Source organism: Levilactobacillus yiduensis, from assembly GCF_024718525.1.
Lineage (GTDB): Bacteria > Bacillota > Bacilli > Lactobacillales > Lactobacillaceae > Levilactobacillus > Levilactobacillus yiduensis.
This window is the reverse complement of sequence record NZ_JAMXAZ010000002.1, coordinates 18391-44089: the sequence shown is the minus strand read 5'-3', so window position 1 is coordinate 44089 and position 25699 is coordinate 18391. Positions and strand designations below refer to the sequence as shown.

24 protein-coding genes are annotated in these 25699 nt (G+C 50.5%); 22 read left to right on the top strand and 2 right to left on the bottom strand.

Annotated elements, in window-relative coordinates; genetic code table 11:
* Positions 1-105: 105 nt before the first annotated feature.
* Positions 106-666, bottom strand: coding sequence for a peptide deformylase (gene def / locus NGM66_RS01800; protein ID WP_208909412.1), 561 nt, complete (start codon positions 664-666; stop codon positions 106-108).
* 281 nt (positions 667-947) lie between these two features.
* On the opposite strand from def, the gene pdhA reads away from it, so the two are divergent.
* The 17 genes from pdhA (at position 948) to holA (ending at position 18467) form a co-directional block, all read left to right on the top strand.
* Positions 948-2063: a pyruvate dehydrogenase (acetyl-transferring) E1 component subunit alpha gene (pdhA, locus tag NGM66_RS01795; RefSeq protein ID WP_208909413.1), complete on the top strand. Its 1116-nt coding sequence runs from the start codon at positions 948-950 to the stop codon at positions 2061-2063.
* A 2-nt stretch (positions 2064-2065) separates the two neighbouring features.
* Complete coding sequence (locus NGM66_RS01790; RefSeq protein WP_135368675.1) at positions 2066-3043, top strand: alpha-ketoacid dehydrogenase subunit beta; 978 nt, start codon at positions 2066-2068, stop codon at positions 3041-3043.
* 80 nt (positions 3044-3123) lie between these two features.
* Entirely contained in the window at positions 3124-4440 is a 1317-nt protein-coding gene (locus tag NGM66_RS01785; RefSeq protein ID WP_258115343.1) for a dihydrolipoamide acetyltransferase family protein, read from the top strand.
* A gap of 7 nt (positions 4441-4447) precedes the next feature.
* Positions 4448-5875, top strand: a complete 1428-nt coding sequence (gene lpdA, locus NGM66_RS01780; RefSeq protein ID WP_208909415.1) for a dihydrolipoyl dehydrogenase — start codon at positions 4448-4450, stop codon at positions 5873-5875.
* Between the two features lie 206 nt (positions 5876-6081).
* Positions 6082-6990, top strand: a complete 909-nt coding sequence (locus tag NGM66_RS01775; RefSeq protein WP_208909416.1) for a Rossmann-fold NAD(P)-binding domain-containing protein — start codon at positions 6082-6084, stop codon at positions 6988-6990.
* A complete protein-coding gene (locus tag NGM66_RS01770; protein WP_208909417.1) occupies positions 6990-7280 on the top strand; it encodes a UPF0223 family protein in 291 nt (96 codons plus the stop codon). The genes NGM66_RS01775 and NGM66_RS01770 overlap by 1 nt, the downstream gene beginning before the upstream one ends.
* A gap of 2 nt (positions 7281-7282) precedes the next feature.
* Complete coding sequence (locus NGM66_RS01765; RefSeq protein WP_208909418.1) at positions 7283-8074, top strand: inositol monophosphatase family protein; 792 nt, start codon at positions 7283-7285, stop codon at positions 8072-8074.
* Between the two features lie 136 nt (positions 8075-8210).
* Complete coding sequence (gene typA, locus NGM66_RS01760; protein WP_208909419.1) at positions 8211-10055, top strand: translational GTPase TypA; 1845 nt, start codon at positions 8211-8213, stop codon at positions 10053-10055.
* Positions 10056-10274: 219 nt separating this feature from the next.
* Positions 10275-11429 carry an FtsW/RodA/SpoVE family cell cycle protein gene (locus tag NGM66_RS01755; protein ID WP_208909420.1) on the top strand — a complete coding sequence of 385 codons (1155 nt, stop codon included), beginning with the start codon at positions 10275-10277 and terminating at the stop codon, positions 11427-11429.
* Positions 11430-11450: 21 nt separating this feature from the next.
* Positions 11451-11744 (top strand): YlbG family protein, encoded by a 294-nt coding sequence (locus NGM66_RS01750; protein ID WP_208909421.1) that lies wholly within the window; start codon positions 11451-11453, stop codon positions 11742-11744.
* Positions 11741-12304, top strand: a complete 564-nt coding sequence (gene rsmD, locus NGM66_RS01745; protein ID WP_208909422.1) for a 16S rRNA (guanine(966)-N(2))-methyltransferase RsmD — start codon at positions 11741-11743, stop codon at positions 12302-12304. The genes NGM66_RS01750 and rsmD overlap by 4 nt, the downstream gene beginning before the upstream one ends.
* Positions 12301-12786, top strand: a complete 486-nt coding sequence (gene coaD / locus NGM66_RS01740; RefSeq protein WP_208909423.1) for a pantetheine-phosphate adenylyltransferase — start codon at positions 12301-12303, stop codon at positions 12784-12786. The genes rsmD and coaD overlap by 4 nt, the downstream gene beginning before the upstream one ends.
* Positions 12787-13836 carry a SepM family pheromone-processing serine protease gene (locus tag NGM66_RS01735; protein ID WP_208909424.1) on the top strand — a complete coding sequence of 350 codons (1050 nt, stop codon included), beginning with the start codon at positions 12787-12789 and terminating at the stop codon, positions 13834-13836.
* A 125-nt stretch (positions 13837-13961) separates the two neighbouring features.
* Positions 13962-14657, top strand: a complete 696-nt coding sequence (locus NGM66_RS01730) for a ComEA family DNA-binding protein (protein ID WP_258115342.1) — start codon at positions 13962-13964, stop codon at positions 14655-14657.
* A gap of 44 nt (positions 14658-14701) precedes the next feature.
* Positions 14702-15181 carry a ComE operon protein 2 gene (locus NGM66_RS01725; protein WP_125577210.1) on the top strand — a complete coding sequence of 160 codons (480 nt, stop codon included), beginning with the start codon at positions 14702-14704 and terminating at the stop codon, positions 15179-15181.
* Positions 15181-17442: a DNA internalization-related competence protein ComEC/Rec2 gene (locus tag NGM66_RS01720; RefSeq protein ID WP_208909427.1), complete on the top strand. Its 2262-nt coding sequence runs from the start codon at positions 15181-15183 to the stop codon at positions 17440-17442. Before NGM66_RS01725 ends, NGM66_RS01720 begins: the two co-directional genes overlap by 1 nt.
* A complete protein-coding gene (gene holA / locus NGM66_RS01715) occupies positions 17439-18467 on the top strand; it encodes a DNA polymerase III subunit delta (RefSeq protein ID WP_208909428.1) in 1029 nt (342 codons plus the stop codon). Before NGM66_RS01720 ends, holA begins: the two co-directional genes overlap by 4 nt.
* Positions 18468-18674: 207 nt before the next feature.
* On the opposite strand, the gene rpsT is transcribed toward holA, so the two are convergent.
* Positions 18675-18929 carry a 30S ribosomal protein S20 gene (gene rpsT / locus NGM66_RS01710; RefSeq protein WP_208909429.1) on the bottom strand — a complete coding sequence of 85 codons (255 nt, stop codon included), beginning with the start codon at positions 18927-18929 and terminating at the stop codon, positions 18675-18677.
* 278 nt (positions 18930-19207) lie between these two features.
* Between rpsT and rpsO the strand changes: the two genes are divergently transcribed.
* From rpsO to tig, 5 genes are all read left to right on the top strand, one after another.
* Positions 19208-19477, top strand: a complete 270-nt coding sequence (rpsO, locus tag NGM66_RS01705; RefSeq protein WP_125577216.1) for a 30S ribosomal protein S15 — start codon at positions 19208-19210, stop codon at positions 19475-19477.
* 205 nt (positions 19478-19682) lie between these two features.
* Complete coding sequence (locus NGM66_RS01700) at positions 19683-21548, top strand: ribonuclease J (RefSeq protein ID WP_208909430.1); 1866 nt, start codon at positions 19683-19685, stop codon at positions 21546-21548.
* A gap of 70 nt (positions 21549-21618) precedes the next feature.
* Positions 21619-22557 carry a hypothetical protein gene (locus NGM66_RS01695; protein WP_208909431.1) on the top strand — a complete coding sequence of 313 codons (939 nt, stop codon included), beginning with the start codon at positions 21619-21621 and terminating at the stop codon, positions 22555-22557.
* A 198-nt stretch (positions 22558-22755) separates the two neighbouring features.
* Positions 22756-23946: an elongation factor Tu gene (gene tuf, locus NGM66_RS01690; RefSeq protein WP_208909432.1), complete on the top strand. Its 1191-nt coding sequence runs from the start codon at positions 22756-22758 to the stop codon at positions 23944-23946.
* 267 nt (positions 23947-24213) lie between these two features.
* Positions 24214-25518 (top strand): trigger factor, encoded by a 1305-nt coding sequence (gene tig, locus NGM66_RS01685; protein WP_208909433.1) that lies wholly within the window; start codon positions 24214-24216, stop codon positions 25516-25518.
* Positions 25519-25699 lie beyond the last annotated feature (181 nt).

Below are 25699 nucleotides of genomic sequence, written 5' to 3'. Positions count from 1 at the left end.
AGCTGGTTGTGGTAGCTGAATACGCCTTTTCACATCAAAAAGAGCTTGACCGCAAACGGTTCAAGCTCTCAGTCGGTTCATATTTTAGTGACCACTAATGGGAAACTACTCAATCATGACCATATCATCGTTGCGGGCAAATGGTTCGTCCTTATTGATGTGGTCGTAGAACAGTGTCCGGTGCATGTGGTCGATTTCGTGTTGGCAGACGATAGCGGGGTAATTCTTCAGGCGAACCTGATGCTTTTCTCCATTAACGTCAAAGTAACGCAAGGTGATGCGATCATGGCGGGGGACGAAGCCCGGCACGTCACGGTCGACCGACAAGCAGCCTTCGCCCTCGGTCAAAGCCCCCATCTGAACAGATTCGGAGACAATCACGGGGTTAATGATGACATCGGTGAAAGGCGACTTGCCACCGTCTTCAGGAGCGGGCACCAAGACGGATGCCATTTTCTTGGAGACCCCAACTTGGGGGGCAGCGAGGCCGACGCCGGCACGCAAACCATATTTCTTACATTGTTCTGGATCTTGCGAAACAACTAAGTATTCCATTAAGTCCTTGGCGAGTTGTTGATCCTCCGCCGAGAGGGGGAACGTGACGTCCGCAGCCTCTTGGCGTAAGACGGGGTCACCGTCACGGACAATATCTTTCATGAGAAACACGAGCAATTACCTCCGCTTAAATTTAAATCTAGTTACATTCCATTGTAACATACCCACGAAAAGAAATGAAATGAAAAGAAAACGGTTACTATTTTCAAAAAAAGACGAAAACGGATAATCACAACTGGGAGTAGGGGTTTGGCCGAATCCCTTTATTTGTCCCAATGAAAGGGCTTGCATGACTTCTGAAAAAATGGTACATTTTAAACGTAGTCAGGAAACGCAACGTTAACTCACTTTTAGTTAACAATTTCATATCAAGTGAAAGGAAAGTGTTACTTATGGCTAATGGAAGCAAACAGATTGTAGACTTTGCCAAAATCAAAGCTACGATGGCTGATCCGTATAAGCACCCGGTTCAAGTCATCAATGGAGATGGCAAGGTTGTTGATCCAGACACGTTGGCAAAATATTCAGATGACCAACTTGTTGACTTCATGAAGAAAATGGTTTGGGAGCGTACTTTACACGAACAAACAATGAACTTCTCCCGTCAGGGTCGCCTCGGTTTCTATGCTCCAACTGCCGGTGAGGAAGCCAGTGAAATGGGAAGTGTTACCGCATTTAAGGAACAAGACTTCCTGTTACCTGCATACCGTGATTTACCACAAATGATTCAACACGGTACTACCGTTGCAAAAGGTTTCTTATGGTCAAAGGGTCATGTGTCAGGGAACCAATACGAAAACCCTAACATGTTATTCCCACAAATTATCATTGGTGCCCAATACGCCGAAACTGCTGGTGTTGCTCTGGGTATCCAAAAGAACGGCGACAAAGACCGTGTAGCCTTTGTTTACACCGGTGATGGTGGTACTTCACAAGGGGACTGGTACGAAGGAATTAACTTCACCAGTGCTTATCAAGCACCTGCCGTATTCTTCGTTCAAAACAACGGTTGGGCAATTTCCGTTCCACGGAAGAAGCAAACCGGTGCCGAAACGTTAGCACAAAAGGCCGTTGCCATGGGTGTTCCTTCCGTCCAAGTTGATGGGATGGATATCGTGGCCGTTCACGAAGTTGCTAAGGCAGCCCGTGACTTTGCTGTTGCCGGCAATGGTCCTGTTGTAATTGAAACCTTAACTTACCGTTATGGTGCTCACTCCTCTGCTGGTGATGATCCTTCTCGTTACCGGACTAAGGAAGAAGAAAAGCCTTGGTTCGATGCCGATCCATTGATTCGTATGCGGAAGGTCTTAACTGACAAGGGCGTTTGGTCACAAGATCAAGAAGACAAGTTAGTTGAAGAATACAAAGACGAATTCAAGGAAGCAATGAAGGAAGCTGAAGCAGCACCTGCACAAAAGGTTTCTGACTTCTTGAAGTGGACTTACAATGTTCCTACTCCAGCCGTTAAGAAACAAATTGCAGAATTCGAAGCAAAGGAGTCGAAGTAATCATGGCTAAAATGACTTATATCAAAGCGATCACTTCTGGTCTGGATCAAGTCTTAGCGGATGATCCTAAGACATTGATCTTCGGTGAAGATGTTGGTAAAAACGGTGGTGTGTTCCGGACTACTGTTGACTTACAAGACAAGTACGGTGAAGACCGGGTCTTCGATACCCCACTTGCTGAATCTGGTATTTTAGGATTAGCTATCGGGTTATCTCTGACTGGTTGGCGGCCAATTCCTGAAATCCAATTCATGGGCTTTACTTTCGAAGCTATGGATGGGATCGTTGGGCAATTAGCTCGTGACCACTACCGCTTCGGTGGCCAAAAGAACTTCCCTGTTACTATCCGGACACCATTTGGTGGTGGGACTCATACCGCTGAAATGCACGCCGATAACTTGGAAAACTACTTTGTTAGCACCCCAGGTCTGCGGGTAGTTACCGCATCTAACCCATACGATGCTAAGGGCTTGGTTATTTCCGCTATTGAAAGCGACGACCCAGTTCTGTTCATGGAAAACTTGAAACTTTACCGTTCAATGAAGGATGAAGTTCCAGATGACAAGTACACTGTTCCGTTGGACTCCGCTAAGGTTGTTCGCGAAGGTACTGATATTACCCTCGTGGCCTACAGTGCTGAAGTCAACGAAGCTTTGACCGCTGCCGATGCTTTAGCTAAGGACAACATCTCTGCTGAAGTTATTGACCTGCGTTCCTTGTCACCAATTGACACTGATACGATCTACGCTTCTATTGACAAGACCCACAAGGTTGTTGTCATTCAAGAAGCACAACGGATGGCCGGTGTCGGCGCCGTGGTTGCATCAGACATTGCTGAAGACAAGATTATGTCATTGGATGCCCCAATCGGCCGGGTTGCTGCGCCAGATAGCGTTTACCCATTTGCCCAAGCTGAAAATGACTGGATTCCTAACTCCGATGATATCGAAGCTAAGGCTCGCGAAATCTTCAACTACTAAAATTAACATCTAAACATTAAACGATAAAATTAACGATGTGGGAGACATCCTGCATTAGATGAAAGAAAGGAAGTTTTCCCATGGCTTATACGTTCAAACTCCCAGAGCTTGGTGAAGGAATGGCCGAAGGCGAAATTTCTTCATGGCTTGTTAAAGAAGGAGACGCAGTTAAGGAAGACGACACGTTAGTCGAAATCCAAAACGATAAGTCTGTTTCGGAATTACCATCACCCGTTGCTGGTACTGTATCACAAATTGTTGCACAAGAAGGGGACACTGTTGAAATTGGCGATCCACTGATCGTTATTGACGATGGTTCTGATACCCCTGCTGACTTGAGCAAAGCTAGCGACTCTGCAGACGACGCTCCAGCTGAAGAAGCTGCCCCAGAACCTGAACCAGCACCAGCCGCTGTTGCACCTGCTCCAGCTGCTGCGCCTACTGGTGTGCCAGCTGCTTCAGACCCTAACAAGTTGGTTATGGCAATGCCATCTGTCCGTCAATATGCACGTGACAAGGGCGTTGACATTACCCAGGTTGCCCCAACCGGGAACCACGGGCAAGTTTTGAAGGCTGATATCGACAACTTTAATGGCGCCGCTGCACCTGCAGCCGCTGCTGCTCCAGCTGCCGAAGTTGGTGGCAAGGCCGTTGCTGGTCAAGCTATCAAGCCTTGGAACGCTGACAACCCAGATCTTGAAACTCGTGAACCAATGTCACCAATGCGGAAGATCATTGCGAAGAGCATGCGAACTTCCAAGGACATTGCGCCTCACGTAACGTCATTTGACGAAGTTGAAGTATCTGCTTTGATGGCCAACCGGAAGAAGTACAAGCAAGCTGCCGCTGACAAGGACATCCACTTGACCTTCTTACCTTACATTGTTAAGGCATTGGTTGCTGTTATGAAGAAGTACCCTGAATTGAACGCATCTATTGATGACACGACTCAGGAAATCGTTTACAAGCACTACTACAACATTGGTATCGCAACCAACACTGATGATGGTCTTTACGTACCAAACATCAAGGCTGCTGATTCCAAGGGTATGTTTGAAATTGCTAAGGAAATCACTGAAAACACGCAAGCCGCTTACGACAACAAGTTAAGCCCAGCTTCCATGGCCGGTGGTTCTGTCACGATTTCTAACGTCGGTTCAATCGGTGGTGGCTGGTTCACACCAGTTATCAACCAACCTGAAGTTGCTATTTTAGGTGTTGGCCGGATTGAAAAGGCTCCTGTTGTTAACGAAGATGGCGACATCGTTGTTGGCCGCATGTTGAAGCTTTCTCTGAGTTACGATCACCGTCTGATTGATGGTGCCTTAGCTCAAAATATTTTGAACGACATGAAGGCATTGTTACATGATCCTGAAATGTTGTTAATGGAAGGGTAGGAATAATATGGCAGATGTTGAAAAAAAGGACACCGTCATCATTGGTGCCGGACCCGGCGGTTACGTTGCCGCTATTCGGGCTTCTGAATTAGGCCAAAAGGTCACTTTAGTTGAAAAGTCCGATACCCTTGGTGGTGTCTGCTTAAACGTTGGTTGTGTACCTTCTAAGGCCTTGATTCAAGCGGGTCACCGTTTGGAACAAGCTAAAGACGGTTCCACCTACGGGATTTCTACGAAGTCAGCTACGATTGATTTCGCTAAGACTCAGGACTGGAAGCAAAAGAAGGTCGTTGATCGGATGACCAGCGGCGTTAAGATGCTGATGAAGAAGCACCACGTTGACGTTGTTAACGGGGAAGCTGTCTTCCTGAGTGATACCCAATTACGGGTTATGCCTACAGGTGAAAAGCAATTCATGTCCACTGATACGGGCCAGACCTTCGAATTCAATAATATTATTATTGCATCCGGTTCTCACCCAATCGAAATCCCTGGCTTCAAGTTTGAAGGTCGGGTCGTCGATTCTACTGGTGGCCTGAACTTGCCTGAAATCCCTAAGGAATTCGTTGTTATCGGTGGTGGGTACGTTGGTACCGAATTAGCTGGTGCTTACGCTAGCTTAGGTGCTCACGTAACGATCCTCGAAGGCACGAACTCAATTCTGCCTAACTTCACGAAGGACATGGTTTCCGTTGTTCTTAAGAAGTTGAAGAAGAAGGGCGTTGACGTTATCACCAACGCGATGGCTAAGAGTTCCAAGCAAGACGACAACAGTGTCAGTGTGACCTACGCTGTCGACGGCAAGGAATCTACGATTAAGGCTGACTACTGCATGGTCACCGTTGGTCGTAAGCCAAACACGGATGACTTAGGCTTGGAATACACCAAGGTTAAGTTGACTGACCATGGTCAAATCAAGGTTGATAACCAAGGCCGGACTGACTCAGAACACATCTGGGCTGTCGGTGACGCTGTTCCTGGTGCTGCATTGGCTCACAAGGCCTTTGCTGAAGCCAAGACTGCGGCTGGTGCCATCTCCGGTAAGAAGACGGCTAACGACTGGCTGAGTGTGCCTGCTGTCTGCTTCTCCGATCCTGAAATTGCAACTGTTGGTTACAACGAAGCTGCAGCTAAGGACAAGGGGATCAAGGTCAAGACCGCTAAGTTCCCATTTGCTGGGAATGCTCGGGCCGTTTCATTGGACGCTCCTGATGGCTTTGTTCGGTTCATCTACACGGATGACGACAACAAGAACATCGTGGGTGCCGAAGCGGTTGGCCCTGAAGCCAGCACCATGGCTGGTGAATTGTCAATCATCGTTAACGACGGCTTGAACGTTGAAGACGTTGCTTTGACCATCCACCCACACCCAACATTGAACGAACCAATCCAAGAAACTGCCGATATCGCGCTGGGCTTCCCAACCCATATCTAAAGTCACTTGTGATTGTTAAATCTGAAAAGGACTGCCAGCGATGGCGGTCCTTTTTGTATGGGTCAAGAAATGCGGTGAGAGGCAGTCGGCTAAGTCGGGGATTTTGAAGAATCCAGCTTGCTATCCGGGGGCGTTCACTTATAATGGAACTATGACTTGCGTTACACTGAATTCACAAGCACTGTTCGTAGAGGAGGCGGTCACTCGTGAAACCAACGTTAATTGTCCAGGGAAACTTTGATCAAGCCAGTCGGTTGATTCGTCAGCTGATGGTTGCTGATTTGCCGGTCGACTGTGTCGTGATGCCCAACGTGACGGACGATACACCCCGGTACCAGGCACTCGTGGTGGCCAGTGCGCTGTGTCCGCAACTGACATTACGGGTCGGCACGGCCGCAGACTATGGCCAAGCCACTTGGTTAGTCATTTTGGATCGGGCTGCCGTCACCACTGATCCTGCCATGAAAGTTGCGGAATTGCGGTTGTTTATGAACCGCATCGTTGAAAATGGTTTCAAGGGCCAGTTGGTCTTTTGTGGCGAGCATGACGAGTTACTGACCTACTTCGCTTGGAAATTCTCCGGCCTCAACCAGAGCCAAATCTGGGGGCTGGGCACGTTCCCGTTGACGCGTTTGTTAACGTACCGGTTGGCGGAACGCCTGGGCGTCGGAGCCGCGGCGGTGCAGGCTGCAGTGGTCGGCACGGCGGCGGATCCCATCGTGGCCTGGAGTCGGACCTATGTTGGGCCAGCCCCCATTTTGATGTACTTGGCCAACGAAGACGCCAAGTTTAGTGCGGATGATTTGGGCAAGATGGGCAGCTGGTTACAGCGTGAGGCCCACGAGGACCAGTGGATGTTACGCTCAATGGCGCTGATTCAGCTGTTACGGGCGGTCTTGGCCAATCAACCCCTGATTGCTTCGGTCACCAACATTCACGCTGAGACGCCCGTTTTCGCGGCTGCTTCGCCGGTGCTGGTCAATGCCAGTGGGGTTAAGCACCTGACCAACCTGGTCTTGTCCGAAGACGAGCAGCAGGAATACGTCACGACGATCACCGCGTTACGTGAAAATATTGCAACCATTGAAGGTCAACAAACGGAGGGACACGCCTAATGCAACCGAAAAATTACGCATACCCATTACAACCAGACTGGTCGACGGCCGATATCGTGGCGGTCACGACACTCTACCAACGCGTTGAGGATGCCTACGAATTACCCCAGGGGGTAGCCAGTGCGACATTACTGGCAGCTTATCGTGATTTTCAGACCGTGGTACCGCAAAAATTCGAAGAAAAGCAATTAGACAAGGAATTTGAAACCGCGGCGGGTTACAGCATTTACCGCACCATGAAGCGGGCTCGCACGGAACAAGGACAAATCAAAATGAAAGGACAGGCGTAGTCATGAGCCAAGACTGGCAGCAATTAAACACCGACGTCATCGCGTTACTCAAGGAGGCCCGGCAAAATGTCTTGCAAAAGATGCGGGCACCACTAACGGTGGCAGAGAAGACAAGTCGCAAGGATCTGGTGACCAATGTCGACAAGGCTAACGAAAAATTTTTAATCGAAGGCATTCGTCGTTTGGACCCCGATGCACAAGTCTTGGGTGAAGAGGGCTTTGGCGATCAGTTGACTAGCTTGGCTGGCCGGGTCTGGATCGTGGACCCCATTGATGGCACCATGAACTTTGTGAAACAACAAGATAACTTTGCCATCATGATTGGCATTTATCAGGACGGCGTGGGCCAGTTGGGCTATATCTTTGACGTCATGGCCAACGTCTTGTACTTCGGCGGACCGCAACTGGGCGGCGTTTGGGCCAATGACCGCGAAATTCAGGCACCGGCAGATATCGCCTTGGCGGACGGCTTGATTGGGGCCAGTGGTCCACTAGTTATTCATGACGTTGCGCACATGCAAAAGATCGTTCACGACAGTGCAGGCATGCGAATCTCTGGAAGTGCCGGTATTGAAATCATTAATATCATGAAGGGGGAGACCCTGGGTTACATTTCGCACCTGAAGCCGTGGGACATTGCGGCGGGGCAAGTCTTGATGAATACACTGGGTGTCCGAGTTTCAACTATTGACGGAAAACCACTGAATATGTTATCATCTAACCTTGTACTAGTAGCGACGAAAAAAGCGCAACGTGATATTCTCCAAATCGAAGAAGATGACGTCTCACTGTGACCCTGTCACAGTTTTTTTATGCGGCTGGCCGATACGGATGGACTTTACCAGCTATTGACGCTACAATAAGCGTACTTACAGACGTAAGCATGCCGTGATCCATCTAATTCACCAAGCACGAAAGGAAGAAATACACTTGAAAATCAGAGATGATATCCGCAACATTGCCATCATTGCCCACGTTGACCACGGGAAGACGACCCTGGTTAATGAAATGATGAAACAATCCGACACGTTAGACGAACACGCTTCTATTGAAGATCGTGCTATGGATACGAATGCTATTGAAAAGGAACGGGGCATTACGATCCTGTCCAAGAACACCGCTGTTCGTTACGGCGACAAGCAAATCAATATCTTGGATACCCCAGGACACGCCGACTTTGGTGGTGAAGTGGAACGGATCATGCGCATGGTTGACGGCGTTTTGCTGGTTGTTGATGCCTACGAAGGGACGATGCCACAAACCCGTTTCGTTTTGAAGAAGGCCCTCGATCAACACTTGACCCCAATCGTGGTCATCAACAAGGTTGACCGTGAAGGCGCCCGTCCTTCCGAAGTCGTTGATGAAGTCTTAGACCTCTTCATCGAATTAGGTGCCGACGAAGACCAATTGGACTTCCCAGTGGTTTACGCCTCAGCTATGAACGGGACTTCTAGCTACGAGCCAGAAATCTCCTCTCAAGAACACACCATGAAGCCTGTGTTTGATACCATTATCAAGCACATCCCAGCCCCAATTGACAACAGTGACGAACCTTTACAGTTCCAAGTTGCCATGCTCGATTACAACGATTTCGTTGGTCGGATCGGGATCGGCCGGATCTTCCGTGGGAAGGTTAAGGTTGGTGACAGTGTTACTGTTATGAAGCTTGACGGTTCTAAGCAAAACTTCCGGGTAACCAAGTTGTTTGGTTACTTTGGGTTGAAGCGTTTGGAAATCAACGAAGCCAAAGCTGGTGACTTGATCGCCGTTTCCGGGATGGATGAAATCAACGTTGGGGAAACTGTTGTGGCCCCTGACACGTTGGAACCACTTCCTGTCTTACGGATCGACGAACCAACGCTGCAAATGACTTTCCGGACCAACGACTCACCATTTGCTGGTCGTGAAGGGAAATTTGTGACGTCTCGTCAAATCGAAGAACGCTTGAAGCGTGAACTGCACACCGACGTTTCCTTACGGGTTGACGACACTGACAACCCTGGTGCTTGGATCGTTTCCGGTCGTGGTGAACTACACCTGTCCATCTTGATTGAAACGATGCGTCGTGAAGGTTACGAACTACAAGCTTCTCGTCCAGAAGTTATCTACAGAACTATTGATAACCAACGTTGCGAACCATTTGAATCCGTTCAAATCGATACGCCAGACGAATACACCGGTTCGATCATTGATACGCTTTCCCAACGGAAGGGTGAAATGAAGAACATGGAGGCCGTTGGTAACGGTCAAACCCGTCTGACTTTCTTGGCCCCATCTCGTGGGTTGATCGGTTACTCGACTGAATTCTTGTCCTTGACTCGTGGGTATGGGATCATGAACCATACGTTCTCCAAGTACCTGCCAGTGATCAAGAACTGGAACCCAGGTCGTCACAACGGGACTCTGGTTTCCATCAACTCTGGTAAGGTCACGACTTACGCCATCATGGCCGTTCAAGACCGTGGGACGATCTTTACCGAAGCTGGGACTGAAGTTTACGAAGGGATGATCATCGGCCAAAACAGCCGTGACAACGATATCTCCGTAAACATCACCCGTGGCCGGAACCAAACCAACGTCCGGGCCGCCGGTTCAGAAGATATTGCCAAGGTTAAGACGCCACTTAAGATGTCTCTGGAAGAATCACTGGAATTCATCAATGATGACGAATACTGTGAAATCACCCCAGAACACGTGCGTCTGCGGAAGCAAATCCTGAACACGAGTGAACGGGAAAAGGCTGCCAAGAAGCGGAAGACTGCTTCACGGAAGTAATTTAAACTTAATTAAAACTTTAGCGGCAAGACTAGTGGGGTGACTCACGGGGCTTGCCGCTTTTTTTAGCTGGGGAACTGACTTTAGCGACTGTATTTTTTAAAATTCCCATAATAACGCGGTAAGTGGATTAACGGTTCCCAATGGAATCCCTGGTGTAGTATAATAAGACCATTCGATTATCGTCAACTGACGGTAGACTTGGAGCGATTTCATCGTATGCGAAAGTTAAAATATTTAGATTATTGGTTATTGGTTCCGTATCTCATTTTGAGCGTCTTCGGTATCGTGATGGTCTATTCGGCCAGCGCGGATATCGGCTCCCAAAATGGTGGGAGTCCCGGTAGCTATTTGATCAAACAGACGATCTTTGTTGTCATGGGACTGGTGATTCTGGGATTCATGGTAGCGGTGAACATTGAGAAACTGCGCAACCGGAATTTGCTCCGGTTAGCAGGGTACTTGGCCTATGCGGCGTTGGGGTTTCTACTGGTGATTGGCCAGACCGTCAACGGGGCCGCTGGTTGGATCCATTTAGGACCAGTCAATTTACAGCCAGCTGAATTCATCAAGTTCTATGTCATTATCTGGCTAGCTAACGCCATTGCGGAGCGTCAAGACGACCTGCAGGCCTACACCTGGTGGTCGACTATGCGTCAGCCACTGCTGGTTTGTCTGCTCATCATCGGGTTGATCTTTGTACAACCCGATTTAGGGGGCGCGGCCATCAACGGGGCTATCATGTTCGTGCTGTTCTTGAGCAGTGGGTTCAGTTCGCGGTTGGCTAAGTGGCTTTTTTCGGGCGTCATCATCGGCGGCTTTGGCGTGGTGATTCCGTTGTTAGCTTGGATAGCTGGCTTATCGGTCGGCCAACATTCCTATCAGCTACAACGGATTGTGGCCTTTTTGAATCCTTTTAAACATGCCCAAGGTGTCGGCCAACAGTTGGTGAACTCCTACTATGCCATCAGTAACGGTGGTGTCTTTGGTGTCGGCTGGGGAAACAGTATTCAAAAAACCGGGTACCTGCCCGAACCCAACACCGACTTTATCATGGCCATTTTGACCGAGGAGTTGGGACTCATCACGGCGCTGGGGGTTATTGCACTACTGTTTTTAATTATTTTGCGGACCGTGTTGGTCGGTGTGCGCACCAACTCGACTTACCAGGCATTGGTCTGTTACGGTGCGGCGACCTATTTGGCCGTGCAAACGGCATTTAACTTAGGTGGGGTGTTGGGATTTCTACCCATCACCGGGGTCACGTTCCCTTTTATCAGTTACGGGGGGTCCAGTACCTGGACCTTGGCGTTGGTCATGGGCGTGGTTATGAATATCAGCGCCCGGCAGAAACGTTACCGGATGACGCATTAAGTATTTTAAGGAGGTCAGACCTTGGCATTTGAAATGCAAGCACGACAGAGTTTAATCGTGTACACTTACAGTTTGAAACAAACCCGGCAGCTTAAACGCTATGGGACCGTCATGTACGTGTCCAAGAAGATGCGCTACGTGGTGTTGTACGTCAATCAAGCAGACGTCGCGAGCTTGTCGGAACAGTTAGGCAAGTTGCGGTTCGTGAAGCGCGTGGTTGCCTCGAAACGACCAGAAATCAGTGAAACATTCAACGGGGTGGCTGAAGAAATGGCCACCGGTAAGAATTCAGACGCAGAGGATGATGACGAATGAGAATTGTAGCAGGTGACTTTGGTGGGCGACGGTTAAAGGCCGTGCCCGGCATGGCGACCCGGCCCACTACGGATAAGGTCAAGGAGGCCCTGTTCAACATTATTGGCCCGTACTTTGATGGCGGGCGGAGTCTGGACCTGTTCGCCGGATCGGGCGGCCTCAGTATTGAAGCCGTTTCGCGGGGCATCGACCAGGCCGTCTTGATTGATCGGCAGTACGCGGCCATCAAGACCATTCAGGATAACGTGGCCGTGACCAAGGCCCCAGACCGGTTTGAAATTTTGAAACGCGATGCCAACCGGGCACTCCAAGAATTGGCGGACCGTGGCGATCAATTTGACTTGGTCTTCTTTGACCCGCCGTACGCCCAGCAGAAAATCGTGGCGCAAATGACGCGCTTACGGGAATTAAACCTGTTGACACCGACAGCCCGCATCGTGTGTGAGACGGACCAAAAGGCCCAGTTGCCCGATGATGTGGACGGGTTTTATTTTATCGAGCGCCGGGATTATGGGATTACAGAATTGACGATTTATGGGTTAGGAAGTGAAGCCGAGTGACGATTGCAGTCTTTCCAGGAAGTTTTGACCCCTTGACCAATGGCCATTTAGACCTGATCACCCGGGCCAGTAAAATCTTTGACCAGCTGATCGTGGCGGTTGGCCAGAACACCTCGAAGCGCGGCGTCTTCACGACCGCCGAACGGGTGGCCTTTATTGAAGAGACGACTCGCGACATGCCCAACGTGTTGGTGCGCGTCGAAAGCGGCCTCACGGTGGACTTCATGCGTGACAGTCACGCGACCGTCTTGGTACGGGGCATTCGCAACAGCGTGGACTTCGAGTACGAACAGGGAATTGCGGGGATGAACCGCACCCTGGATGCCAACGTGGACACGGTTTGTCTCATGGCCGCCCCACAGTATCAATTTGTCTCCTCCAGCCTGTTACGTGAGGTCGCGCGCTTCGGTGGCGACCTGACGAATCTGGTACCGCCCGTGGTGGCCCACGCCATGGTTGACCGACTGGCAGGTGACCAGTAAATGGGCAAATTTACGCGGCGTGAATGGCGCCAGATCATCATCACGGTGGGGCTCACGCTACTGATATTGGCCTTCTTCTTCCTACCGCTCCCCAAGTACATCGAGGGGCCGGGTGAGGCGGATAACCTCAAGACCTTTGTCAGCATGCCAGGCCATCCTGATAAGCATGCCGGCAAGTACATGATCACGTCGGTTGCGCTGTCACAGGCGCGGCCCGTCAGCTATCTTTACGCAAAGCTGAACCCCATCTACAGTATTGAAAGTGTGGATGACGTGACCGGCGGCGAAAGTAATGCCACCTACGACAAGGTCCAGGACTTCTACATGCAGAGTGCTATCAATGAATCGATCTACACGGCCTACAAGGCAGCCCACAAGTCGGTGACGCGCCACTATCTTGGCATTTATGTGCTGAGCGTAGATGCCAAATCACCGTTTGCTGGGAGCCTGCAGGTCGGCGATACCGTGACCAAGGTCAACGGCCGGCATTTCAATTCGATGGTCGGCTACCAGCATTACATCCAGCAACAAAAGGTTGGCCAATCTGCGACCATCACGTATCAACACAATGGCAAAACACGACACGTGACCCGCAAGCTGATGCGGCTGCCAACTAAGAAGGCGGGCATTGGCATCACGCTGACTGACAACGTCAAGGTCACGGCCAAGCCGAAAGTCACGGTTGATCCTGGCCAAATCGGTGGGCCCTCTGGTGGCCTGATGTTTAGCCTGCAGATCTACACGCAGGTCACTGGGCAAAATCTCCGTCACGGCCAAAAGATTGCCGGGACGGGGACGGTCGACGGTGACGGCAACGTCGGTGAGATCGGTGGTATCGACAAGAAGATCGTAGCGGCGAAAAAGGCCGGCGCAACCGTCTTCTTTGCGCCATACGTCAAGCCTAGCAAGCTGTTATTGAAGTACGAAGAACATCATCAGACCAATTACCAACTGGCCAAAGCGACCGCGAAGAAGTACGCGCCTAACATGAAGGTGGTTCCGGTCAAGACCTTCAATGACGCTGTGAAGTATTTGCAAGCCCATCATTAATTTTTTGAAACGTCCAGGTCGAACATGGCCGGACGTTTTTTGTTGGCAGTATTTTTGAAAAATTTTAGAAAATAAAAAAATATTGTCCGCGTTTTACGGAGTTGATTCGTAAAGGGGGCAATGTGATGGGACAGAGGATTCAAGAATGGTGGTTTGGCCTGCCACGTCAACGGCAGTTGTTGGCAGTATTGGGTGGCATCGGTGTGTTAGTGATTGGCGGGTGGCTGATGCTCCACCAGCCGGCGTCAGCGGCCTTGCCCGCGGCAATTCCGCCAGCAACGACCAGCAGCGGTCGGGTCCAGTCTACGACGAGTGGACACCCACAGGCGGCGAGTCAGGCCAGCAGTCACGATACCCGGGTCTTCGTGGACGTTCAAGGTGCGGTCAATCATCCGGGGCTTTACCAATTTTCACCAGAAATGCGGGTAGCCGACGCCATCAAGGCTACGGGTGGACTGGTCGCGCGTGCGGATCGCCAGCAGATCAATTTAGCGACGCGATTGACGGATCAGCAGCAGTTGTATTTGCCACTGAAGGGTGAAAAACGTCCGGCAACCGCTACGAGTAGCAGTACGCCGGCCAGCAGTGGGAGTGGCACGTCGGCTAACAGTAGCAGCGGCAGTGCAACTGTGGTGAATCTCAATACGGCGACGGTAACCGACCTCCAGCAGCTGACCGGGGTGGGCGCAAAGAAGGCGCAGAAAATCGTGGACTACCGCACGGAACACGGGAGTTTTCAAAGCGTCGCCGACCTGGCCCAGGTGCCGGGATTCGGTGAAAAAACGGTTGCGAATCTACAGGATCAGCTCACCACCTCATAACTGGTGGTATACTTAAAACTAAAATTTGCAAAGGGGTAATCAACGTGAAACGCGAACGAATTCCTTGGGATCAATACTTTATGCTCCAGGCACTGGTGATCTCTACCAGAAGCACCTGTAACCGGCTATCGGTCGGGGCCACGGTGGTCCGGGATAAACGCATCATTGCAGCGGGCTACAACGGTTCGGTATCGGGTGACGACCACTGCTTAGACGAAGGCTGCTACATCGTGGACGGCCACTGCGTGCGGACCATCCATGCAGAGATGAACGCCATTTTACAGTGTGCCAAGTTCGGTGAGGCTACGGACGGTGCTGAAATTTACGTCACGGATTTCCCGTGTCTTCAGTGTACAAAGATGTTGCTGCAGGCGGGGATTCGCAAGATTACTTACATGCGGAACTACCACAACGACCCGTACGCGCAGAAATTGATTGCGTTGAAACATGTCGAATTGAACCAGGTCACGGTCGACCCCGCCTTATTGGCAACGTTGCCGCTTGACCAGCCAAAGCAGGATTAGTGGCGGCCAACCACGGCTTCTTAGTGGTACTGCCGGTGGCGGCGCTCAGTGTGGCGTTGGGTGGTCATCCTTGGGCCGGGAGCGGGTTGTTATTGCTCGCGCTTGCCCGGGTATGGACGCTGCGTGCACGGCAGACCTGGGTGATCACACTCTTACTCGTGGGCGTATTCGGCGGGTATAGTCTCTGGCGGGACCGGCAGCTGACACAACATCAATTGCCGTTTGATTCAGCCCGGACCGTGTCTGCGAGCTTGCGAGTCCAGCCGGATGCGGTGGTGGTCCGGGGTGCCATGTATTATTTTGTCGGCGAGAACAGTCAGACTGGCGAGCACCTAACCGTGCGGGGAGTGGCTAAATCGGCCGCTGAGCTACACGCGTTGCAGCGATTGACCCGACCAACCCTGTGGCAAGTCAGTGGCCAGCAGCAGGGTATCCTGCCCGCAACCAATTTCAACCAATTCGACGGCGCGGCTTACTGGCGGCACCGGGGCATCGTGAATACACTCAAGCTGGCCACCATACACCAACGCGTGACCGTGCCCACGTCGGGCTGGCGCTGGTTTAGCGACTGGTGGCACGGTTGGCGGGCCAAGCTGATCCATTACTGTGAGCGGCTACCGGGGGCGTTACGGGTGTATGCCTTGGGACTGTTACCGGGGGCCAAGGCTGCGGAGACCATGGGTGAACTGCAGGGGATGCAGCGGCTGGGGTTATTGCATTTATTTGCCATTTCTGGGATGCACGTGGCGTTACTGTTGACGGCGGTCGAATGGGTGTGCGTTCATCTACGGCTCCAGCGAGAACACTGGGAATGGGGGATGTTGCTGGGATTACCGGCGTATTTCATCTTGGCCGGTAGCGGGAGTGGCGTGTTGCGCGCTTGCCTGATGCGCGGGGTGCAATTAACCGGCAAACGCTGGCGGCACCCGATTGGCACGCTGGATGCTTGGTCACTGGCCTTTTTGATTGGCCTGTTCGTGAATCCCGGCCTGTTGTATGAACTGGGCAGTCAGTTGAGCTACGGCTTGTCCTTAGGTTTGATCTTACTGCAGAGTGAATCCCGTGCTTGGCGACAGGGGGGACTGACCTTACTGGGATTGCCCAGTCTGTTAACGGGCGTATTTCAGTGGCACAGCCTGACCTTGCTGGCCAATTGGGCGGTGGTCCCGTTATTTCCCGTGATCATTTTGCCGTTGACCCTGGTGGGGACGTTCTTGCATCCTTGGGTGCCCGCAGTGAGCCAAGGCTGTGCGTGGGTTCTGCGGCAATTCGATGCTGGCTTGGCCTGGTTCGCACAGTTACCTGGTAACGTGCCCTTCGGTAAACCGGCGTGGTGGGTGGCCTGGTTGTGGCTAGCGGGGACCTGGTGGCTCTTTACCCGTCCACCGCAACAGCGTCGTCGCTGGCTACTGGGCTTACTGGCCAGTTATGGCTTGGTCTACGGGGCGATTCATCTGCCGGTGACGGGGGAAGTGACCTACTTTGACGTGGGCCAGGGCGATAGTATCCTGATTCGCGAGCCCTTCAATCGACGGGTCACGCTGATCGATACCGGTGGCCGGCTAGGCTTTCGGCAACCGGATTGGGTTCCGGCCACGCCACCTAGTTACGCGGCGCTACGAACCAACATCAACTACCTCAAGAGTCGTGGTATCGATCATGTTGATGACTTGTACTTATCACACCATGATGCGGATCATATCGGCGACCTGCCGGCATTTCTCGCGGAGTTGCGCGTCAAACGATTGCTGGTACCGGCGGGGATGGAGGCTGAACCGGCTTGGCAACAGAAGTTGCGGGGCAAACTGCCACCAGTGGTGCCACTGCAGGTGGGTCAGGCCATGCCACTGGTGGTGCGCCACCCGTACCAGGCCGCACCTGCGGAAAATGAAAATTCGTTGGCGCTTCAAGGGACGTTTGGTGGCCTGAGTTTCTTATTCATGGGCGATTTGGACCAAGCAGGTGAACGAAAAATGTTGGCGGCGGATGCGCAGCTGCACGCCGACGTGTTAAAATTAGGACATCACGGCAGTAAAACGGCCAGCGCGCCTGAATTTATTGCGCAGTTGCGGCCACGGTGGGCGATCATTTCTGCCGGCCGACAAAACCGCTACGGCCATCCCAATGCGGAAACGTTGGCGACGTTACGAGCGGCCAACGTACAGGCGGTCAGTACTCAGACCAGTGGGATGATCCGCTACACGTATCGGGGGACGCACGGTTATTGGCAAACTAAACTTAAAGGGGCACACGAATCGTGACAATTAATGAACTCTTAAAAACTTTGAAGACTGGCGGGCAATTGGCCAACGTGTACCTGATCTTGGGGCAGGCGGATTATTTACAACGCCGACTCAAGACGGGGTTCAAACAAGCGGTCCCCGCCGAGGAGCAGACCATGAACTTTGCCAGCTATGACATGGACACGGTTCCGTTGGCAGTGGCGTTAGATGACGCCATGGCCGCCCCGTTCTTTGGCGAACGCCGCGTCGTGTGTATCGACAATCCCCAATTCTTAACCGGGGAGACCAAGAAACAAAAGGTCGACCACGACATCGACAGTCTACAGACCTACTTAGGGTCACCGATGCCTAGCACGGTGCTGGTCTTCTTTGCGCCCTATGAGAAGTTAGATGGCCGCAAGAAGGTCAGCAAGCAGCTGAAAAAGGTGGCCACGACGATTGAAATCGGTAATTTCTCTGAACGCGATGTCCGGCAATTTATCGCAGACCAGCTAAAACAAGATGGCTACACTATGGCGCCAGCAGCGTTGAACGAATTGATTCAACGCACAGATGCCGACCTCACGCTAATGATGAGTGAGCTCCCCAAGCTGGAGTTATTTGCCTTGCCACAAAAGACGATTGAATTAGACGCGGTCACCGGCTTGGTTAGACAGACGCTGACGCAAAACGTCTTTGACCTGGTCAACCGGGTCTTGGCCAAGAATACGGCCGGGGCGGTGACGCTCTACCGGGAGCTGTTGCAGGCCAAAGAGGAGCCGTTACGGATCAATGCTATCTTACAAGGCCAATTCCGCCTGTTGATCCAAACTAAGGTCTTGGCCAAGCAGGGATACAGTCAAGGCAAGCTCGCCAGTATTCTGAAGGTCCATCCGTACCGCATCAAGTTGGCCTTACAGAGTCAGCGGCGGTTTCAGTTGACCGACTTGAACAGGGCCTACCTGGGGCTGTTTCGGGTCGAACAACAGATGAAGTCGTCGACCATGGATCCAGAAATGCTGTTCTCGCTATTTATGACGCAGTTTGCGGGACAGGCGGCCTAGAGCGGCTACCGAGTTGAAAGTAACGAATAATTAGTAGAAATGCCAGTAGACTAAGCTAAGTACTGTCGGGGCCCTTAGGGGTGACGGTGCTTGGCTTGGTCTATTTTGGTGTGGACGTCGGAATAAATCCATTGTTGCAAAAAAGGAGGCCAGCCATTTTCATGGTCGTCCTCCTGATTGCATCATCTAATCGTTTTGATTAATTGATTACTTAGCTAAACGTGCAGCCATCCGTGACTTGTCACGGGAAGCCTTGTTCCGCTTGATCAAGCCCTTTGAAGCAGCCTTGTCAACTGCGGCGCTAGCTTGGCGGTATAATTCTTCCGCGTTGTCGGCACCAGCGGTCTTAGCTTGTTCAAAGCGCTTAACGGCAGTCCGCATCGTGCTCAGTTGTGCTGAGTTACGTTCGTTGGCCTTAACGTTAGTCTTGGCACGTTCGATTGCTGATTTGATAATTGGCATGAAAATTTCACCTCCGAATGAGAAATCCTTAGTACCGGAAATCTTAATTTCAACGTATGTTATTATACAGAAGGCTAGGACCGAATGCAATAGCTAGTCGAGATAAATGTAAAGTAATTTTACTTGATAGGCGTTAATGGGAAAAGACTTGCACTTTTCAGGAAAGTCCCGTATAGTAGATAACTGTGCTCAGGCACAAACCCCTAACTTAGTTCGCCTGGCGGCCACCGCCGACTTACTCAGTTTCGGGCACTTATTTGAAAGGTGGTATATTTACCATGGCTATTAGTCAAGCAAAGAAAAACGAAATCATCAAGCAATACGCTCGTCACGAAGGTGACACGGGTTCTACTGAAGTCCAAGTCGCTGTTTTGACCGCTGATATCAACGAAATCAACGTTCATATGCAACAACACCGGAAAGACTTCCACTCACAACGTGGTTTGATGAAGAAGATCGGTCACCGTCGTAACTTATTAGCTTACTTACGGAAGACTGACGTTCAACGTTACCGTGAATTAATCAAGAGCTTAGGTCTGCGTCGTTAATTCGCCGCACCGGAGTCCCTCGCCAGCAATGGCTTGGGGCTTTTTCTTTTGCCCACATGTTATCTTAGTACTGCTCACCGGTAAAGTATGGTAGAATGGAGAAAGATTTAATTATGGACGAATCTGGGCTTTATGACCCAGCAGAAAATACTGACGTTATTTGTCAGAATCGTTAAAACTATACGAAGATTCTTGAGGTGAACTTATGAGTGCAAAGATTAAGATTATCCCGTTTGGCGGTGTTCGCGAAAACGGGAAGAACATGTATGCCGTCGATGTTAATGGCGGAATTTACATTTTAGATTGTGGGTTAAAGTATCCGGAAAATGAACTTTTGGGGATTGACGTGGTCATTCCTGACTGGGCTTACCTGCGGGAAAATAAGGACCGCATCGTCGCCGTCTTCTTGACGCACGGCCATGCCGACGCCATTGGTGCGCTACCTTACTTTTTAAGCGAGTTCAACGTTCCCGTCTTTGGGTCCGAAATGACGATTGCCTTAGCGAAGATTGGCGTCGCCGCTGAACCCAACGTGAAGGACTACGATGATTTTCACGTGATTGATGAAAAGACGGAAATCGACTTCGGTGACGTGGTCGTTTCCTTCTTCTCCACGACCCACTCGATTCCAGAATCACTGGGGATCGACCTGAAGACCGACGAAGGCCAGATTATCTACACCGGGGACTTTAAGTTCGACCAAACGGCCAAGCCCGGTTACCAGACGGATTACGCCCGGTTAGGGGCCATCGGTCAAGCCGGGGTCTTAGCCGTTCTGAGTGACTCCGCCAATGCTGAAAATCCGGCCATGAACGCGTCGGAACAGACGATTGCCGAGGACATTGAAGAGACGTTCCACTATCAAAACGGCCGGGTTATCGTGGCCTGTGTGGCGTCCAACATTTTACGGATCCAACAGGTCTTTGACGCCGCGCAACAAACGGGGCGGAAGGTGTGCTTGACGGGCCAAGATCTGGAAAAAATCGTCAACACGGCCATGAAGTTGGGCAAATTGTCCTTCGCTGATGATCTATTAGTGACACCAGCCCAATTGGATAGCTTAACGCCGGGCGAAACGGTCATCTTACAGACCGGGAAGATGGGCGAACCCATCAAGGCCTTACAACGCATGGCCAACAAACAAGAAAAAGACTTAAACATTCAGAAAGGCGACTTGGTCTACATCACGACCACGCCATCCCATGCTATGGACACGACCGTTGCCCAGACCCGGGATATGATCTACCGGGCGGGTGGTGAAGTCAAGGCCATTTCTGATGAATTGAACTCATCAGGTCACGCCTACAAGCGGGACCTGCAATTAATGCTGAACCTGTTGAAACCAAAATATTTGGTGCCTATTCAAGGGGAATACCGGTTGTTAAATGCCCACGCCAACGCTGCGTTGGAATTGGGGATGCCGGCTGATCACATTTTCATCCTGGCAAAAGGGGACGTGTTGACTTATGCTGACGGCCAAATGAGCCTAGGCGAAGGCATCGACGTCACGGATACCATGATCGATGGGATCGGTGTCGGCGATATTGGGAACATTGTGTTGCGTGATCGGAAAGTCTTAGCCGACGACGGCATCTTCATTGCGGTCGTGACCATCGACCGGAAGAAAAAACAAATCGTGGCGGACCCCAAGATCACGTCCCGTGGCTTCGTTTACGTGAAGGCCAACAAGGACTTGATGCAAGAAAGTGCCCAGATCATTCGCAAGGCGGTTCAGAATAACTTGGATAACAAGGAATTCGATTGGGGCCATTTGAAACAAGACGTGCGTGAACACCTGAGCCATTACTTATTCGAGCAAACGCACCGTCGGCCAGTCATCTTGCCAGTCATCATGGAAGTCAACCAGCACCATCGCCGAAGCACCAGCAAGGCCAAGGAGGGCGGTAAGGCCGCTACTCCGGCACCTGAAGCTAAGGCCAAGAAAGCTAAGGCGAAGGCTAAAAAGCCGGCCAAGGCGGCTAAGCCCGGTCAACCGGCTAATAAGCCACATCGCAATCGGAAACGTCGGCACAGCAACAAGCCAGCCGCGACGGTTGAGAAACAAGATTAATCAAAAACGGGCCAACCGCCAACAGTGGGTGTGGTCCGTTTTGAATTCTGCTTTTTAAGGGGGAACGACCATGTCAGATTTTTCCAGTCCTGCTGCCCGAGATAACGCCTTTAAACGGGCCGTAGCGGCTTTTGACGACCGTCACTGGTCAACAGCCAGCGATTTGTTTGAAACGCTGTATCACGACCAGCAAACACCAGAATTGAACCGGTATCTGGTCGCCAGTCTCTATCAAGATCAAAAGTACCTATTGGCCGAACAATATGCCGCCGAACAGGATCCCATTTATTTGGATTCGGCGCAGCATTTTCAACTGCGTTTAGACGTGGCCCTTAAGAATCAACAGTTTATTTTTGCACGCGAATTTTGTCAGGTGGCCCAAGCGGACAGCTGGCGGGCAGGGGGATTGGCGCAGGTTGAAGCCGCTGAAGCCGCCGCAACGACCGAACTGGCCGCCACCCAGCGGGTTATTGCCAAGCAATTCTATCATCTAGGTGATGTGCCCTTCAACGAGCAACGCCAACGTCTAGAGCGGGCCCGGCAGCTGCCACTCAAGCTCTATTTGCAGGGCGTGCAATACCTGTTGGTCGATCCGTTCTTGCATCCTTTATTACGAGCAGATCTGTTAGAGGGGTTAATGCGCCTGCACGTTGAGCAGTCCGTCAAACTGCACTGGCTCGATGACCAGATCTACCCGGTTGCCACGGGCGACCTGCGACCGGTCAATGAGAGTCAGGCGGCACAAGCCATCCAGGATTATTTACAAAATGACCTGGGACAAACGGACCCGATGCTAGCGGCCAACTTACAGCAGACGGTGACGCTTCAATTGATGATGCTCTATCCGTTCATTGATCGGACCATCACGACACCGGTGGCTTGGGTCCAAACCATCGCCGGGTTGCCGCTGACGACGCTCCTCAGTGACCAAGATGCAAAAACCATGCAAAGCTGGCAAACGACGCTGAACCGCTATATGGCTGAACTTTTCGGGGCAATTGACCATTAAAATCCGGAAAAACTCGAAAATGAGTGAAATTTTAGTTTACAAATAATTCTTCAGCATATATACTGGTCAAGGATTCTTTTTTGGGAGGGTTCCAGCTTTCCCTTTCTGAAAAGAAGTAGTATAATTTTACGCAAAGGGTGATTTGTTTTCTTCGGAAGACGGATTGCACTTGCGATAAAATACAGGAGGGTTTCATTAATGGCTGAAAAAGAACATTATGAAAGAACTAAACCCCATGTAAATATTGGTACTATTGGCCATATTGACCATGGGAAAACGACGTTAACTGCTGCAATCACTAAGGTACTTGCTAGCAAAGGTTTAGCAAAGGCCGAAGATTACGCTGATATCGATGCTGCTCCAGAAGAACGTGAACGTGGTATCACGATCAACACTGCCCACGTTGAATACGAAACGGAAAAGCGTCACTACGCGCATATCGATGCCCCAGGACATGCTGACTACATCAAGAACATGATCACTGGTGCTGCCCAAATGGACGGTGCTATCTTGGTTGTTGCCGCTACTGATGGCCCTATGCCACAAACCCGTGAACACATTTTGCTTGCTCGCCAAGTTGGTGTTGAATACATCGTTGTCTTCTTAAACAAGACTGACCTTGTTGACGATGACGAATTGGTTGACTTAGTTGAAATGGAAGTTCGTGAGCTGTTGTCTGAATACGATTACCCTGGTGATGATATTCCAGTTGTTCGTGGTTCAGCTTTGAAGGCTCTTGAAGGCGACGAAGAACAAGAAAAGGTTATCCTTCACTTAATGGATATCGTTGACGATTACATCCCAACGCCAGAACGTGAAAACGACAAGCCATTCTTGATGCCAGTTGAAGATGTCTTCACGATCACTGGTCGTGGGACTGTTGCTTCTGGCCGTATCGACCGTGGGACTGTTAAGATTGGTGACGAAGTTGAAATCGTTGGTTTACATGACGACGTATTGAAGACGACTGTTACTGGTCTTGAAATGTTCCGGAAGACGTTGGACCTTGGTGAAGCCGGGGATAACGTTGGTGCTTTGCTTCGTGGGATCAACCGTGAACAAGTCGTTCGTGGACAAGTTTTGGCTAAGCCAGGCTCGATCCAAACGCACGAAAAGTTCAAGGGTGAAGTCTACATCTTGAGCAAAGAAGAAGGTGGCCGTCATACGCCATTCTTCTCAAACTACCGTCCACAATTCTACTTCCACACCACTGATATCACTGGTGTTATCGAATTGCCTGATGGCGTAGAAATGGTTATGCCTGGTGATAACGTGACGTTCACTGTTGAACTGATCCAACCAGCTGCCATTGAAAAGGGTACGAAGTTCACTGTTCGTGAAGGTGGCCACACCGTTGGTGCCGGTACCGTTACGGAAATTGACGACTAATTTTAATTAATTAGCGTATCTGCAAGAGGGGTCGAAAAGGTAACTTTTCGGGCCCTTTTGTTTTGGCCAAAATTGGTACGGGGGTCGGCGACACGAGACGGCTTTCAATTTGTGATTTTTCTAGGAAAATATTGCAAAGAATCCGCGCCATTCACGGCGTTTCAGCAAAAATCATTTTACAATTTGGGTAGCATAAGGTACACTAATACAGTATGCAATTGCTAGAATTGTAAATAGTAATATCTTTTCATTTCGGAGGGAAAATTAATGGCTGCAAAGTGGGAAAAAAAGGAAGCTAATCAAGGCGAATTAACCTTTGAAATTGCTCCTGATAAGATCAAGGAAGGCTTAGATAAAGCATTCCAACGTACCAAGAAGAATTTAGCGGTTCCAGGTTTCCGTAAGGGCCGGGTACCACGTCAAATCTTTAACCAAATGTATGGTGAAGAAGCTTTGTACCAAGACGCTTTAAACATCGTCTTGCCAGAAGCTTACGATGCTGCCATTAAAGAAGCTGGCATCGAACCCGTTGACCAACCTCAAGTGGATGTTGAATCCATGGATAAAGGTAAGGCTTGGGTTTTAAAGGCCGTTGTAACGGTTAAGCCAGACGTTAAGTTGGGCGAATACAAGAACCTTAGTGTTACGAAGCAAAACACGCGGGTTTACCAAAAGGACATTGACGCTGAATTAGAAAAGCAACGTCAACAACAAGCTGAATTAGTCTTGAAGGAAGACGAAGCCGCTGCTAAGGGCGATACTGTTGTGATCGACTTTGACGGTTACGTTGACGGCAAGCAATTCGACGGTGGTAAGGCTGACAACTACTCCTTGGAATTGGGCTCTAACTCCTTCATTCCTGGCTTCGAAGACCAATTAGTTGGTCACAAGGCTGGCGAAAACGTGGACGTTAAGGTGACGTTCCCTAAGGACTACCAAGCCGAAGACTTACGTGACAAGGAAGCCACTTTCAAGGTTACCATTCACGAAGTTAAGGAAAAGCAATTACCTGAATTGGACGATGAATTCGCTAAGGACGTTGACGAAGACGTTGACAGCTTAGAAGAATTAGAAGCCAAGACGAAGGATAATCTGAAGGAACAAAAGACGACCGCTGCACACGACGCTATCGAAGACGAAGCTATCAGCGAAGCCGTTGACAACGCCGAAATCGGTGACATCCCAGAAGCTATGCTGAAGGATGATATCGATCGTCAAATGGATCAGTACCTGGCTAACATGCAACAACAAGGTATCGAACCTAAGATGTACTTCCAATTGACTGGTACGACTCAAGACGACTTGCGTAAGCAATTCACTGACGGTGCTGACAAGCGGGTCAAGACCAACCTGGTTCTTGAAGCGGTTGTTGAAGCCGAAAAGATCGAACCTTCCGAAGACGAAGTTGCTAAAGAAGTCAAGGACTTGGCTGCACAATATGGGATGGAAGAAAGTGCTGTTCGCAGTGCCCTTTCTGATGACATGCTGAAGCATGATATCGCCATCAAGAGTGCCGTTGACTTGATTGCCGACTCCGCTAAGCAAGACAAGAAGAAGGACGCCGAAGACTAATTTTAACGGTTAGTTAACGACTTGACCGGGATGACAGTCGCTGTTGTCCCGGTTTTCTGTTATTTCCAGGCTGACGAGGCGAATTGATTTTCAGACGCCGTTAACTGTGGTATAGTACACGATTGACGGGGAATCCAGTTAGTTCGATGGGTTTACTGAACCAAAGAATCATTTAGTTAAG